Origin of the sequence: Methanoregula sp. (assembly GCF_028679125.1) — an archaeon.
Taxonomy (GTDB): Archaea; Halobacteriota; Methanomicrobia; order Methanomicrobiales; family Methanospirillaceae; genus Methanoregula.
This window is the reverse complement of sequence record NZ_JAJRCG010000003.1, coordinates 76,352-90,757: the sequence shown is the minus strand read 5'-3', so window position 1 is coordinate 90,757 and position 14,406 is coordinate 76,352. Positions and strand designations below refer to the sequence as shown.

11 protein-coding genes are annotated in these 14,406 nt (G+C 55.3%); 2 read left to right on the top strand and 9 right to left on the bottom strand.

Going from position 1 to position 14,406, the window contains the following annotated elements:
* Positions 1–79: 79 nt before the first annotated feature.
* Positions 80–1,159 carry a GHMP kinase gene (locus LUQ43_RS03430; RefSeq protein WP_299963811.1) on the top strand — a complete coding sequence of 360 codons (1,080 nt, stop codon included), beginning with the start codon at positions 80–82 and terminating at the stop codon, positions 1,157–1,159.
* A 93-nt stretch (positions 1,160–1,252) separates the two neighbouring features.
* On the opposite strand, the gene LUQ43_RS03425 is transcribed toward LUQ43_RS03430, so the two are convergent.
* The gene (locus LUQ43_RS03425) at positions 1,253–1,918 is read right to left on the bottom strand and encodes a VTT domain-containing protein (RefSeq protein WP_299963808.1); all 666 of its coding nucleotides are present in this window, start codon (positions 1,916–1,918) and stop codon (positions 1,253–1,255) included.
* Between the two features lie 172 nt (positions 1,919–2,090).
* On the opposite strand from LUQ43_RS03425, the gene LUQ43_RS03420 reads away from it, so the two are divergent.
* Positions 2,091–2,942: a PEGA domain-containing protein gene (locus tag LUQ43_RS03420; protein WP_299963806.1), complete on the top strand. Its 852-nt coding sequence runs from the start codon at positions 2,091–2,093 to the stop codon at positions 2,940–2,942.
* Positions 2,943–3,289: 347 nt separating this feature from the next.
* Here LUQ43_RS03420 and LUQ43_RS03415 read toward each other — a convergent pair whose 3' ends face one another.
* From LUQ43_RS03415 to cdhA, 8 genes are all read right to left on the bottom strand, one after another.
* Entirely contained in the window at positions 3,290–4,597 is a 1,308-nt protein-coding gene (locus tag LUQ43_RS03415) for a PEGA domain-containing protein (protein ID WP_299963804.1), read from the bottom strand.
* 62 nt (positions 4,598–4,659) lie between these two features.
* Entirely contained in the window at positions 4,660–5,295 is a 636-nt protein-coding gene (locus LUQ43_RS03410) for a class I SAM-dependent methyltransferase (protein ID WP_299963801.1), read from the bottom strand.
* 85 nt (positions 5,296–5,380) lie between these two features.
* Complete coding sequence (locus LUQ43_RS03405) at positions 5,381–7,216, bottom strand: ASKHA domain-containing protein (RefSeq protein WP_299963800.1); 1,836 nt, start codon at positions 7,214–7,216, stop codon at positions 5,381–5,383.
* An 87-nt stretch (positions 7,217–7,303) separates the two neighbouring features.
* Positions 7,304–8,752, bottom strand: a complete 1,449-nt coding sequence (gene acsC, locus LUQ43_RS03400; protein ID WP_299963798.1) for an acetyl-CoA decarbonylase/synthase complex subunit gamma — start codon at positions 8,750–8,752, stop codon at positions 7,304–7,306.
* Complete coding sequence (gene cdhD, locus LUQ43_RS03395; protein ID WP_299963797.1) at positions 8,749–10,008, bottom strand: CO dehydrogenase/acetyl-CoA synthase subunit delta; 1,260 nt, start codon at positions 10,006–10,008, stop codon at positions 8,749–8,751. Before cdhD ends, acsC begins: the two co-directional genes overlap by 4 nt.
* Positions 9,989–11,395, bottom strand: coding sequence for a CO dehydrogenase/CO-methylating acetyl-CoA synthase complex subunit beta (gene cdhC, locus LUQ43_RS03390; RefSeq protein WP_299963795.1), 1,407 nt, complete (start codon positions 11,393–11,395; stop codon positions 9,989–9,991). The genes cdhD and cdhC overlap by 20 nt, the downstream gene beginning before the upstream one ends.
* A gap of 10 nt (positions 11,396–11,405) precedes the next feature.
* Positions 11,406–11,945: a CO dehydrogenase/acetyl-CoA synthase complex subunit epsilon gene (cdhB, locus tag LUQ43_RS03385; RefSeq protein ID WP_299963793.1), complete on the bottom strand. Its 540-nt coding sequence runs from the start codon at positions 11,943–11,945 to the stop codon at positions 11,406–11,408.
* Positions 11,946–11,947: 2 nt separating this feature from the next.
* Entirely contained in the window at positions 11,948–14,323 is a 2,376-nt protein-coding gene (gene cdhA / locus LUQ43_RS03380; RefSeq protein ID WP_299963791.1) for a CO dehydrogenase/acetyl-CoA synthase complex subunit alpha, read from the bottom strand.
* Positions 14,324–14,406: the final 83 nt, after the last annotated feature.

Sequence of the window (14,406 nt, the reverse complement as noted above, 5' to 3'; positions counted from 1 at the left end):
TCTCTTACCTTTTCAACGGGAACAAACACGAGAAATACGAAACATTAAATCTGGTTGCTCCTAACAGGAACTGTTACCCATGGCAATCATGAAAATCCGTGGCGGCGATCTCGATCTTGTGGAATACGAGTTCGGTACGTTTGCCCCGGGAAAAAATCTCAAGACCCTGGGGCTTGAGAAGAAGAAATATTCTCTCAAACCCGTTACCGGGACCGTGCTCGTGAAAGCCCCAGCACGGATCCACCTGACCGTATTGGACATGAACCGTTTTGCACCGGACCACCCAGGCGGAGGGGGCATCGGGTTTGCCATCCAGTGTTACTGCACCGCAGAAGTCCGCTGCACAAAAAAGGAGATTACTATCGACTATAACCGGGCACCCATTGTCAAAAACTTTGTCGAGGTCTTCCGGAAGATCACCGGATACAAAGGCGGGTTTGCGATACGGGTGACCGATCACGAGCACAAACATGTGGGGCTCGGCTCGACCAGCACGGTTATGATCGCGGTTGCAACCGCCCTCAACGATGCAGTCGGCTCCCCGCTGACTGTCACCCAGCTCCGGCATCTGATCGGCCATAACTATGTCGAAGAGACCGCAGACGGGAAAATCGCGTTCGGCTTTGAGACCGGTGTCGGCCCGGCAGCCAGTATCCATGGGGGCATGGTCCTGATGGGCGATGAGCTCTCGCTTGTATATCATCACTCGTTCGCAGAAGGAAGAAATGTGTATATCCTCATCCCGCCCACGGACATCTCCTCAGCCGGGACGCAGGAATTCGATCTCCTGATGAATAAGGCCCGGACCCTCGATTACCGGGATCGTGAGCTCAAGGCATATCTCTTCCTCATGGACCTGGTCCCGGCCCTTGAACGGGATGATGTGAGAAAGATTGGGGAAGTCATCTGGGAGATCGAGTTCCGGGGCTCCAAACGTGCCGAAGTGGAGCATCACAGTTACGGTATCTATCATTACATGAACCTGCTCCGCGAACGAAAACTGGAGTTTGTGGGCATGAGTTCGGTTGGTCCCTCAATTGCCGTTGTCACCGAACTCGATAAATCCGCAATGAAAAAAATGCTGGACCCGCTCGGCCTGAAAATTGCCATTGTAACAAAGGCCGACAACAAGGGACTGGTTATTACAAGAACAGATTAACTTTTTTCCTCGTGTCCGGCATTTTTACGATATGAAGACAATAAAAAATACTATTTGGTCCGGGAAAAATACAGGGGAGATATGCAGGTCAGGTTACCTGTCGTTCTTCTCATTGGCCGGTTTTTTACACCATGCCATGATCAGACTGGCAACAATGAAGAGGATCGTGGCAACAGACAGGGCAACAACACCGATCATGAGAAGACTCATGTTCTCTTTGACAACGGTAAACGTACCCAGATAATATCCCGCCAGGACGATGACAAGCGCCCAGGAAATCCCCCCGAGTATATTATAAAAGAGGAATTTCGGGTACCGCATTGAACCAATCCCGGCAAGGCAGGGTGCAAATGTCCGTACCATCGGGACGAAACGGGCGACAAAGATGGTCGCTCCTCCATATTTCTCAAAGAACCCGTAGGTTCTGTCGATATACTCCTTTTTTACCAGGTTCGGGAAACGTTCAAGGAAAAAATGAAGCCCGACACGGTTGCCTATCCAGTAATTCAGGGTATCTCCAAGCACAGCCCCGACAATGATTACGATAAGCAGGTACTCGAGGTTGAGGATACCGCTTGCGGCTGCTGCCCCGCCGACAAAGAGCAGACTGTCACCGGGTAAAAACGGGGTGACAACAAGACCCGTTTCCAGAAAAATGATGATAAAGAGGATGACATATGTCCAGATCCCGTACTCGTTGACAACCAGGGGGAGGTTCTGATCGATATTGAGCGCAAGCGAGAGGAGCGAATCCAGCATATCTTCAGGAATATGTGCACCGAGCCTATATTAAGATACGGCGCTGACAGAAGGATGCAGGATTCCTGTGCAAATACTTAACGGTTATCCGGTTAAATCAGTATCAGAAAACCTGCGTTCAGTTCTTATCGCACGAACGTTCATCCGATAGCATACTATAGGGGAAATAACCATGGCCGACATCACTCCGCACATCACCCGGGGCTTGCTCCTGCTCATCTGCAGTGCATTCCTGATTACCATCCCGGCACATGCATTCACTGCCGATTCATTAGATATTACCGTGGATAAGAGCGGGGATGCAACCGCAACGTTCCGGTTCACTCTTGAAGGGCTCATCGAGAACGCCATCCCCCAGTCCATGCTCGAAGAGCAGCTGGTGAAAGGGCTTGCCGGCAGTTCCGATCCCCCTCAGCTCATCTCGATGGACAGGTCAAGCGCCTCCCTTCTCCTGAAAAAATTTGCGAATGTGAATGATGTTCCCACAGGAACTGAATACCTGACCAGTACCATGGACTTCAAGAAGGCGGAGATCGCGTTACAGAGCTCCGCAGTGAGCAATGTCATCACCGCTGATTTTTCACCGGCAAAAGTGACCATCACCTTCCCGGACAACTATGCCCGGGTTTTCAATAATGTGGACTCGCTCCCTTCTATCACCCATACCATTGTTGATCCGGAGAAAGCGGCTGCAGCTGCTGTATCGGCAAACACGGGATCCATCAATATCTCTGCATCCCCTTCGGAAGCCGAAGTCTGGATGGACGGAGTCTATATCGGTAATGCACCATCCACCTTTGATGAGATTACACCGGGAGCCCACACGCTCCAGTTCCAGAAAAGCGGGTATGCCCCGGTAACAAAAAACGTTAATGTGACTGCAGGCAGAACCCTCCGGATCTCCGTAGTCCTTGCCTATACCGCCACGACACCCGAGGCTACCCAATCCCCGGGCTTTGGAGGCATTCCTGCAGGAATTGCGCTTGCCGGTTGTGCTCTCCTGTGGGCATCCCGTAGACATTGAAGAACTTGTTCTCCATTTTTAGTCAGAAAAAATTTCCTTACCGGGTAATCGTCCGCTGTCATACGCCACATTCCCCAATGGGGAACGTGACGGAGTGCGATGATGCCGGCAGATTATCCAGAACCATTGACCAGGGGTATCCGGTTGTAGCGATAATATCCGGGACCCTGGATCCAGATTATCAGATGAATCCAATACCCTGGTTTTCCGGATCAGGTTTTCAGGCAAAACCGGTATGATTAAAACGGTATGATTTTTGTATTGGAGACGGGATCCTGAAATGATCTGCCCCAGACAATATGCATCACAGAATGGACTGGATGACTACTAAAAAGAAAGGAAACCGGTTAGTGTCTCCTGCGGAGAACAATAAATGCTGCACCAAGAATGGCGATGAATCCTGCTACCGGTATCATGGGGGATTTCAGGGTCGGGGTGACCTGGGTCAGGGCAGCTGAAACCGTGCTTACTGCACCGGTGTTCACCGGTGTGGTAACACTGTACTCCTGGTACCCATCCATTTTGATGGATACCACATGACTGCCTGTTGGCACCGTACTGATCGAAAGGGGAGTGATTCCTATGAACTGGTTGTCAAGGAAGACATTGGCGCCCGACGGGGATGACGTGACGGACAGGCCACCGGTGCCGGAGGGAGTCGTGGTTGGCTGGAGGATTGCACTCACTTCTGTAACGGTGTTTGAGGAGACTGACGTACGTGTGGAATATTGCTCGTACCCTGACCGGGTGAGAACAACGGTATGAGTCCCGATGGCGATATTGTTCAGTTTCAGGGATCCGGACGCAGGGGTCTCACCCATAGTGCTGCCATCGAGGGTTACTGTTGCACCACCGGGGCTGGATGAAACATAAAGCCAGCCGGTTGTGCTGGCCGGTACCGGGTTAAGCGTGGTATCTACGGTCTTGGTACCACCGGACGGAACTTCTACCGAGGATTTCCAGTCATAATACCCGGCATGATCGATCTCAAGGATGTGAGTACCGGGAGCCAGGTTGTTTATTGTCATCGGAGTGATGCCCTTGTAGGTCCCATCGAGATAAATATTCGAGTTGGTCGGGGACGACAGAACATAGAGAGCACCTGATGTTGATAATGCAGTGAGCGGACAGTACACGCTGGTCTGCGAACCGGACGAGACCGAAGTCGTGGTTGAATAGGTGCGGTATCCGTTCTTCTCCGCAGAGATGGTGTACGTTCCCGGCCAGACATCCGAAATCGTCAGCGGGGCAAGACCCCGGTAATCACCGTTGAAGTAGATCTCTGCCCCGGATGGCTGGGATGTGACGTAGATCCACCCATAACTGACGGGCGTCGGGGTAACGATCTGGTTCAGCGTTGCATAGATGGTCGTGGTCTGCCCTTCTGCGGGCATCGTGACACCGGAGGTGTACGTGGTATAACCGGATTTCTCAACCGATGCAGTGGTATAGGGAGTTCCGGTAGTGTACACCAGGATACTCAGGTCACCATTGGTGGTCATTCCCTTGTATTCCCCGTTGAGATACACCGCAGCACCATCTACATTCGAGTAAACGGTGATCCATCCTTCGCCACCCCCGAGAGCAGCAACTCCCGGTACGGAGGAGAACAGAAGGCAGATCGCGATCAGCACAAGTATTGCAGAAGTCTTCATGGTCTTTCACCAGTGAGGGTACGTAGGTGCGGATACCATAAAACAGTATCAAAATTACGGCATCATTCCTCTTTTTTGAATACCGCTGAAATTTCCGATCTCCGGTACTCTGTTCCCCGGACCCGGAGCGACCATTCCGTCACCCTGATAGATTCCCGGAGAAGACCTGAAAAGAGAGTCTCAACTTCCTTTTCGGTAAAATAATGGGTCTGGACACCATTGCCCCGCAAAAACGTCCCAGGTTCCGTCTCGCGACCGGTACCGGCCCGAAAATCATGTATTGAGAAATCGGTAAACCAGAGCTGGCCACCCGGGGAGAGTACCCGTATGATCTCCCTGGCGATTGCTTCACGTTCAGGAATCTTCCCGTGACCAATAATATGGAATGCCGCAATACCGTCAAAAGATCCGGAACCGAACGGAAGCGACACGGCATCAGCAATGGCTATGTCTGCTCCGGATCCTTCCTGTGCAGCAGACCGTGCAAGCACGGCTGCCCGGGATGAGAAATCGATCGCCGTTACCAGCCAGTCGCGGTGGAGCATGGCAGCCAGCAGCCGGCCATTCCCGCACCCGAGCTCCAGCACCCGTGAACCGGGCGGAAGAGGGGGAACATTGTGGGGGGTACCGCCATACAGCCGTCCTTTTCTCTGGTAATCCGCATCCCAGTTTTCCCGGGTAGTATCGTCACGCATCATATCCTTGTACTACCCGGAGTATTCTTCCGGGAGTTCACATATAGGTTCCATGAACGGGAAGGTGGAGATACTGTTCCACCGGGAATCAGTGGCCGGGGAAATACTCCGGTTTGCCGGGGATGTAAACCGCTGCTGCATACTCTTCAATAAAATCGGCATCAACCAGCAGGTCAATGTACACCATCTTTTTTGCCACTTCAGCTGCCTCCTGTCGTTTCTTTAAGGAAAGAAGCGCGGCACAGGCACCGGAAAGAGAACCGTTTCCGATCTGGTGGAATTCTGCACGGTTAAAGTCCGGAATGATGCCAAACGCAATGATCTTCCTGGTATCCGCGTAGGCACCGAATGCCCCGGCAAGGTACACGTGCCGGATATCTTCAATATGTACGCGATATTTTTTCATGAGCACACCGATGGAACCACAGGTAGCGGCTTTCGAATCAATGAGATATGCCATATCATCGCGGGTGATCAGGATATCCTGCCCGGTCGCGGTTTTGTCATGCGGGACGAGCACGAACTCCGGGCCATCCAGACCCGTGCGAACCCCGGGTTTTTCGTCCACGAGCCGACCAGTGAAATCAAGAATGCCGGCAGCAACCATACCGGCTGCGGCATCGATGATGCCTGACCCGCAGATTCCCCGGGGGCGGGCGTCACCAATCGTGGTCCACGAGACAACCCCTGTCACGGGATCAATGGCCACATGATCGATCGCCCCTTTCATAGCCCGCATGCCGGACGAGATACCGGCACCCTCGAATGCCGGCCCGGATGCACAGGAGACCGATGCCAGCCAGTCGGCATCTCCAAGAATAACCTCGCCGTTTGTACCCAGATCGATGACCAGCGAGAGATCCTGCGAGTCTGTCACGCCGGCAGTAACAATATCCCCGACAGCATCCCCGCCAACAAACCGGCTCACATTCGGGAGGCAGAAGACGCGGGCAAGGGGATGCACAGAAATTCCAAGAGTCCCGGCATCAACAATTTCCGGCGTGCGGGGAACCGCTATGTTGGCAATCTCCAGTTGTCCGGAATCGTGCGCAAGGAGAAGATACACCATGACGGTATTTCCGGCAATACAGAGATCGGTGATCATTGCTGTTGCGATCCCGGCCTGGCGGGCCAGGTGCCCGATAACGGCATTGATACTCTCGACAGCGGCAGACTGGAGTTTTGCTCTCCCGCCGGATTTCTTTGCAACGGCTATCCGGGTCAGCAGTTCCTCGCCATGCGTGATCTGCCGGTTCAGGACAGATGCCTCACCCAGGACCTTTCCGGTATTCAGATCCAGGAGGAGGCCGACAACCGTGGTGGTGCCAAGATCGATAGCAACGCCGTAATTCTGTGCCACCAGGTCTCCATCGCAGATCTCCATTACCTCGGGATAACCCCCCGTCCGCGTAATCGTAACAGTAAGCGGGTGATCGGTTGTCGTCAACTGATCGAGCTGATCCTTGGTCATATGGGGGCGCGGGCCATGCCAGCCTTCCAGCCGGAGGGACCGGGGGGCAGTTGCATGGATGGTGTGCCAGCGGCTGGGGTCAACCAGGTGGCGGGTGACCGAAGGAGAGATCTCCTGTAGGTCTTCATGGTGATTTTCTAGGATCTTGGGAGTATCGATACGGCTCTCAACAGGGATGGTAAACTCGCAGGGTCCAAGAATATGTGTCTGGCAGGCACGGCAGTACTTCCTGGCAATCTCATCTGCCGACAGCCCATGGAGAGAGGCAGGAGTGCCGGCATCGCAGTCGCCTTTGACAAGGATAACCCGGCACTTGTTGCACTCGCCTTTCCCGCCACAGATGCTCTCGACCAGGATACCGGCAGCCCGGATAGCGGTAAGAACCGTAGATCCCGGTGCAACAAGCACCTCTTTTTCCATGGGGTGAAAGAGAATCCTGTACGTATCAGTCATCGTGTGCACCTGTCGATAGGAATATAATGCTGGATCCTCCCGTCATGAGCAGGGCGGGCAGGAAAATGGCAACCGTGATCATAACCTTCAGGATTCCGGCGGCCAGCGTTCCCGGAGGAACTGCGGAAGACCGGATGAATCCTTGGGGCCTACCAGGATCTTCCAGCCGGTCGCTTCTTCGGTCTCGCCACTCAGGCGGGCTGCAAGCCCGGGGATGATCAGGGTCGTGTGACCGACAAGTGCGGCGACATTGTTGGATTTGAGAGCCGTGGCAATGGCTTCAGCAGTGAAGTACCGCCCGGCAACCGCGCTCTCGACACTCAGGCCACCGGTATCTGCAACAATCAGGTAACAGTCGAGGTTGGCTGCCTTGATGTCGGACTCCACCGTGAAGTAGGTCAGGGCATAATTGGTCGTGATAAGGACCGGAGAGCGCTGATCCGGCCGGCCGAATGTCCGGACACCCGGCTCCACCGTGACAGGTTTCCGGGGATCGGTATAGATATTGAAACGCCAGATCAGCTGCGGCAGGAGCACCCAGCCGTCAAGGCTGTGCATGATGAGGAGATCGGAATAGCGCGAGAGGAGCATGGAGGCGGTGATCGCTTCGCGCCACTTGAGCACATCTTCAGAGAGTTCTCCTCCTGCCCAGACCGTAAGCGGGACCCCGAGAAGCGGGTAACCGAAGGTCTCGTCAAACCGTTTTGTTGCGGCTGCACGGATAGCGGTAAAGTTCGCGATGGTGTCAGCCAGCCCTTCATCGGCAAATGTGCCCGGGTCCAGGACGAGATTTCGGATACCGCAGGCATTCAGCGTCTTTACGAGCGAGCGCAGCAGCGCAAGATTGCCCGGGGCAAATACCGCAAGGGGGGCATTGTGGGCGAGCGCGAGATCCGCCATCGCTTCCCAGTTCGCTTCAGTAGCTGCATAGATGAGCGGGCGGCGCCCGGCAGCGGCAGCAAGGCCGGCAGACATGACCTCCGGGTCAAGGGCGCAGAGGATCAGGGGCAGGTGGCTGGCGTTGGCGATGACCCGTACCGCATAGGCAAATGTTTCCGGGTTGCCGGATACCGAGCGGACGGCAATTGCGTTCAGGGTTACCGTTCTGCCGATATAATTGTATGAGTACTGCCCGATGTGCCGGACCCGTTCAAGCAGTTCGGGTTCCGGCATCAGGTCATTGACATCGATGGCAATGGGTGTCGGGTTATGATAGGTGAAATCATGCCGCTGCAATACGTATTTCCCGCCAATATCGATCGCATTTTCGCCGGACCCAATCGTAACCGTTCGCACCGGGGGTGCAAGAAGAATTGATAGTTTTTCGTGTGCTGACTGGTACTCCGCAGTAAAGAGCGGGAGGCAGTCGGCAAGGAGCAGTTCACCATTGACCAGCCGGGTTGCATAGGCCATGCAGTTTGCCTCACGACACTTCCCGCAGTTGGTCTTCGGCAGGAGTTTATAAACATCGATAGGACTGATCTCCCGGATGCTCTTTCGCTTCTTCTCTATGGCAGGCTGACTATTCCCGCTCATATGCGCACCCACACCCAGTCGGCGATCTGCTCCGGGTGTGCCGTGCCGTTCCTTGAAAGTTTTGGAATAAGATCCCGGAGGGTCAGTACTGCAGCCGGGTGCATCATCAGGAAGAGATCGACACCGGCAAGGAGGAGCGTCAGGGCATTGACCGTCTCCCAGACAGGGCCTCGCAGTTCCCGTGTTCCGTACTCGGGAGCCATCTTCATCCAGGCTTCCCGTGCAGCCCACGCGTTCGTGGCAGCCGAGATCGTGGGATGCGCCAGTTCGGTATCTCCCATGAGTGCGGCATATCGTGCCCGCTCATGGATGGTGAACGAGTATTCAAGACCGTACCCGAGTGCAACCGTAGTGAGGTCCATGACAATCTGCTCGGGAGGGATATACTCGTACAACCGCCGGTTGAGCTCCTTTGCATTGTTCAGGTCAAGACCCGTGAAAGCAAGCAGGGCATGACCATGGTCGCGTGCTGCTGTTGCAACCCGTTCAAGGGTTTTTGCCTGTGCCATATCCAGCGTGACCGAGTTGATGAGGAGCCGCTCGCCGTCGGCCATCTCGGCTACCGCGGAGAATACCTCGGCATCCTTCTTCGGGTCGCCGCATCCACCGATGATCAGCGGGACATCCACTGCCTGGAGTATACTTTCAACGGTTTTTACCGCGGTGGCCGCTGACGCATTGGCAAAGAGCGGATCGGTACTCATCAGGTGAATGGTGATCACATCAGCACCGAACTTGTTCACATTCATCCGCGCCCATTCGGCCGGATCGTTCATAACGTCGGCCACGTTCTCTTTGAGCACCTTGGGGAGCTGGACGGGCATATCGAAGACATCAAGGGATATGACTGCCGGATGGGCCGGGGGTCGTGCGGGATCGAAATATGCAGGCGTTGTTGAACCACCGATGGTGACAGAGTGCGATCTGCTACCCCCTTCGGCCCGGGTTGCCCCGAGTTGCACTTCACGAATCTTGCCCGGGAACGAATATTCAGCGGGAATATAGGCTTCCTGGATCAGGGCTGAAGGTTTAACCGGAGCAACCGGGATACCGCCGGCCTGGCCCGGTTGCGTAATGCCCGGTGAAGCGGCCGTTGTCGGGATAAAAAGTTCGAGATCCCCGATTTCCATGGCGAAATTTTCCAGCTCGATCTGGTGGACACCCTTGAGCAGTTCGCGGAGATGGGGAGCGAGGGCGAAGAGCTGTTCAGCATCAAGACCCGGATGGTTCCCGGTTTCAGGGTTTTTTTGCACCATGGTGCTCACCCCCTGGAGAACCCGGCTTGATTGGCTGGATGATCACCTTATCAGCGGTAATCCGGGCATTCTTCAAGATAATCCTGAAACCGCCGGAAGTGAAGGGAATGTCCCCCCCGGAAAAGACCGGGATCCGGGGACTGCCATCCTCCGCTCTGCCGGTCTCTTCCTCAGCATCCCACCGGCTGGTAACCGGATGGTTATGGGATTCAAGGAATGTCTTCAGTTCCGGGATCGTCCTGACGTCCTGCTCGGTTGCGATCGCCCCGAACACGGATTCCGGGATGAACTGTTTCAGGCGTTCTCTGGTCTCATGCGGCATCCAGACTACGCGGTTATAGCCGCCGTCGGCACCCAGGAACTTCATGGAGCGCATATACTCGATCGAGATGCCATGGAATCCGTCCACCTGTCTTCCTCCGGCAGTGGAATCCGCCATTGTCGAGAAGGGGAGGCCGTTGACCGTTACATCGCGGAATCCTCGCAGGACAATGCCGAAGCCATCCACTTCGGGAATATAAAACGCGATACCCTCGAAACACCCGCAGGAAGTGTGGGGATACTCAAATGCGGAGTACAGGTAGACGCGGTTCACTTCGCCCATGGAACGTTGCTTGGCACTCTCGTTCACACCGGTATACTCGCCTTTTACCTTGTCAATGCAGGTACCTTTATCGATGGCATAGATCGGGCCCTTGGGATCGATACCGGCCGCAGCCCGCCCGTCAAACCAGCTGATGGCCCCGCAGTTTGCGTACCGCTGGGGAGTGATGACGCAGACATGGGTGGGGGCAAATGACTGGCAAAGGGCACAGCCATAGAACGAATCCACATCATCATCTGAGAGCCCGCGTGCCCGGGCATCACGTGCCTCGTAGGTGGTGAGCGCTTTGGCATAGAGAGGGCTGATCGTTTCCGGATCCGTGATGAAGGTTATCTGGATCTTCTCAATGATTGGGAGCTCGCTCTTGTACAGTTCGAGCATCACTTCGCCGGCAAACCGTAACGATGTGAATCCTTTCTTATATGATTTCTTCGAGAGCCGGATCCAGATATCGTACCGCTGGTTGAGGTGCATAAAACCTTCAATGTAATTGCTGTACTCGTGAATCCGCCGCTCAAGGACACCTTCGAGATCCGGTTCTACTTTTGCCCCGGAGACTTCGACAATGATCGCTACCGGGTAGTGCTTTCCTTCCCCCATTTCGCCAAGATCGGGGCCGATAATAGAGATTCTGCCATCCTCGATCTGATCAGCAGGACTGACCCGGACGATCTCAAACTTCTCCTTCTCGTTCGGACCGCCAAGCTCCACCTGCATGTCGTTCTTGCGGACACGCTCGCCTTCATGGGTAAGGCCGACTTCCACCGGGATCTTCTCAAACATGGTATTCTTCCTAATCTTCGAGGTTCTCGACAATGCCCTTGAGACTTGCCGCCCAGTCCTTGATAGTACTGTTCGGGAACGACCAGCTGGCATTGGGCTGGTACACGCAGTCAAAGGTCATGGTCTTGACACCGGGAGCAAAATGCTTAAGCCCGGAGAGGATTGTCCACTCCATCGAGTACGGCAGGCCGACAAAGATAGCGAGATCATACGATTCCTTCCCGTCAAGCCCTTTCCATTCAGGATCCGTCAGCCGGTAACTGATGTCGATTGCCGACATAATAGCTGCAGGCTCGAACTCGCGGGCAAGGAACTCCTTGTTGGTACTGGCGGATGAGACAATGGGGATCTTCGCCTTCCTTGAGAGGTCGATGAGACAGTCAATCAGCGGCCTGCCTTCGACATCATATTCGATGATGCCATGGCCGACGATCATGATCGGGCGCTTTGCCCGCCGGATCATCGCGTCCGCAATGTCCGGTTTCATGATGAGCGAGGCCTTCTTGGGCCCGGGGATCTCGGCGGTCTGCCAGGACTCGTTCATCGGCATGATCAGGCCACCTTCCGGGAGTGGACCATACGGGACAGGAGAGTCGGGTCCGGTATGGTGGCTTCTTTCCAGTCATGCTCGGCCAGGTGAACCTGGATCTCATCCTTCATGGTCAGCGGGATATCAGCTGGAGTCCGCACGAGCCGGTACACGTCCGGGGGAATACCGCCGATCAACCGCTTGTGGAGGTCGATGTAATTGGCGAGCTTGTTGGCCCGTCCCTTGCTCGTGTCATTCGGGCGCATGGTCAGTTTTGCTATCATGACCATCGCCTCCTCCTTGGTCTCGGCCGCAAAGAAGAGATGCTCGGGCACCGGCCCGCCATTGACCTGCTCGCCGGTCCTGGCATCGTACACGAGCCAGTCCGCTTCCTTGTCAGCACGGCCGAGCAGCATGCGGCGGTACTTGGTGCCATGGGGTCCGACTACAACGGGAATACCGAGACGCCAGAACCCAGCCGCAATGGCAGCGGCCTTCTGCGACATGGCTCCCCATGCCACGCCAACCGCACCGACCCTGTTATACACGTAATCGGCAATCTCTTCATAATTGCCCCGCAGGGGACGTTTGGCAAAGACGCTCGCGATCTTAATTGCAGCTCCGGCAATATGGGCGTTCGCAACGCACGAGCCGACATTCACAATACCACCGGCTTCGAACGCGCCGGAGTAACGTTCATACGCAGTCTTTCCCTCCTCGTCACGGTACATACCGGCCGACATTGCGGAACACCCGGATGTGCAGACAATGTACCGGCGTCGCGCAAATTCCATGCACATCTCCGCTACTTCGCGCGAGCCTTTCGGGTAATTGGCGCAACCGACAAATGCGACAATACCGGGGATCTCGCCAAGCACGATGGGACCACCGACTTTGCGGATCTCGGTATCCTGGATGGCGCCCCGCCCGCTCCGCAGGCAAAAGGTCTCTTCCCGGGTCTTCTTGTCGGCAGCAGTAACGATGAGGCTGTGCACGGGGATCTTCTGCTTACAGGCGGATTCACATCGCCCGCATCCAAGACAGTCATCATAAAGCTCATCAAGCCCTGAAAGATTGCCGGATGCCGCGAGTCTGATTGCCTGCGCCACGGGCAGGTCATTGGGGCATGCACGACGGCAGAGCATGCACTGGGTGCATTTCTTTGCCCACTCGGTGAGCTGGTGCTTAGTCGGGAGAGCGCTGTGCTTCTTCCGCTGAGGGGCCATAGCAATGGCTACCCGGACTGCAACTTCACCGACTTTTTCGGGGTCGAGGATGAGAGCCCCGGGGACGGTTCCGGTAACGAATCCGGATATGATCGATTCCACAGGTTCATGCGTGAGATCGGGCAGACCCAGACAGTTCTTCTCGCTCGTTGCAATGAGGGGAGTATTGATCCGGGCCGCTTCAAAAAGAGTGTCGGTCCTGATACACTGCTCATCGATGACAATGACATCGGGCACACCGCTCCGGATATAACGAAGCTGCCAGGATATGGGCCCGACAATCTTTGCTTTCGGCGAGTACCGGGTGATATCCAGTGCTGTGCAGCAGATACCGGTTACTTCGACCTCCGGGAAGAGATCGTTCTCTTTCAGGTAATCGATAATTTCTGTTGCCGGCGGAACATTGTGGCCGATAACAAGGATGACTGGTTTTTTGGTATCAACCGTGCCAAGACCGAGATCCACCAGAGGGGCTTCGGCGTCCGCTTTGGGAAAACCAAGCGCCGATACCTGCGCGATATCAGCAACTTCCATCCCAACGTGATCGATCATCCCGGCATGGAATACCTTGGACTCAAAGTCGAGATTGTTACCTTCCTGGCCGGTGTGGGTGACCGCGAGGAGCTGGGTAACCTGGTTCTCACAATAGTCCAGTACCGGTTCAAGATCTCCCAGCGTTATGGGTTTGATCCCGCAGACGAGCCGGGTGATGGGGGCTTCCACCTCGACACCGGTGCCGCCGACATTGATCGGGCAGTCCCTCCCGGAAGCAGCGATCAGATGGGTGAGGAGGTCGCGTGAGTGGCTGATATGCGTTGCCGCCCCGATGCAGGCTGACAGGAGGACCGTACGGGACTGCTGGGCGGACATGGAAATTCCACAGGCCCCTTTCTTCGAGCCGGTGAGATCGCATTTCCCGTACGTGCACATGCAGCAGAGATCGCAGAACGGGAGATAGAATGGCTTGTACCGTTTCAGGAGCCGCTGGTCCCATGGGCGGAGGGTTGTGAGTGAAGGAAAAGGCGTGGGTCCCATCGGCTCGTCCCACTGCTCCCGGGTGATGGCGCCGATGGTGATATTGAGATCGCGGAACCGGGCGAGATCGGTATTGATCTCTTTTATACTGAAGTTGACACTTTTCCGTCCCATCGTGGATCCGCCCCAGAGATTCATCTATACATTGAGGGATGGGTAAAATAAGGTTATCGAAGTGGCAACTGGTGAACCCGTCTACCCCCTGGGGAAACCCCCTGCCG

Excerpts from the sequence above, each read along its gene's own strand:
- LUQ43_RS03430 (WP_299963811.1), top strand. The coding sequence starts at position 80 with ATGGCAATCATGAAAATCCGTGGCGGCGATCTCGATCTTGTGGAATAC.
- LUQ43_RS03425 (WP_299963808.1), bottom strand. The coding sequence starts at position 1,918 with ATGCTGGATTCGCTCCTCTCGCTTGCGCTCAATATCGATCAGAACCTC.
- LUQ43_RS03420 (WP_299963806.1), top strand. The coding sequence starts at position 2,091 with ATGGCCGACATCACTCCGCACATCACCCGGGGCTTGCTCCTGCTCATC.
- LUQ43_RS03415 (WP_299963804.1), bottom strand. The coding sequence starts at position 4,597 with ATGAAGACTTCTGCAATACTTGTGCTGATCGCGATCTGCCTTCTGTTC.
- LUQ43_RS03410 (WP_299963801.1), bottom strand. The coding sequence starts at position 5,295 with ATGATGCGTGACGATACTACCCGGGAAAACTGGGATGCGGATTACCAG.
- LUQ43_RS03405 (WP_299963800.1), bottom strand. The coding sequence starts at position 7,216 with ATGACTGATACGTACAGGATTCTCTTTCACCCCATGGAAAAAGAGGTG.
- acsC (WP_299963798.1), bottom strand. The coding sequence starts at position 8,752 with ATGAGCGGGAATAGTCAGCCTGCCATAGAGAAGAAGCGAAAGAGCATC.
- cdhD (WP_299963797.1), bottom strand. The coding sequence starts at position 10,008 with ATGGTGCAAAAAAACCCTGAAACCGGGAACCATCCGGGTCTTGATGCT.
- cdhC (WP_299963795.1), bottom strand. The coding sequence starts at position 11,395 with ATGTTTGAGAAGATCCCGGTGGAAGTCGGCCTTACCCATGAAGGCGAG.
- cdhB (WP_299963793.1), bottom strand. The coding sequence starts at position 11,945 with ATGCCGATGAACGAGTCCTGGCAGACCGCCGAGATCCCCGGGCCCAAG.
- cdhA (WP_299963791.1), bottom strand. The coding sequence starts at position 14,323 with ATGAATCTCTGGGGCGGATCCACGATGGGACGGAAAAGTGTCAACTTC.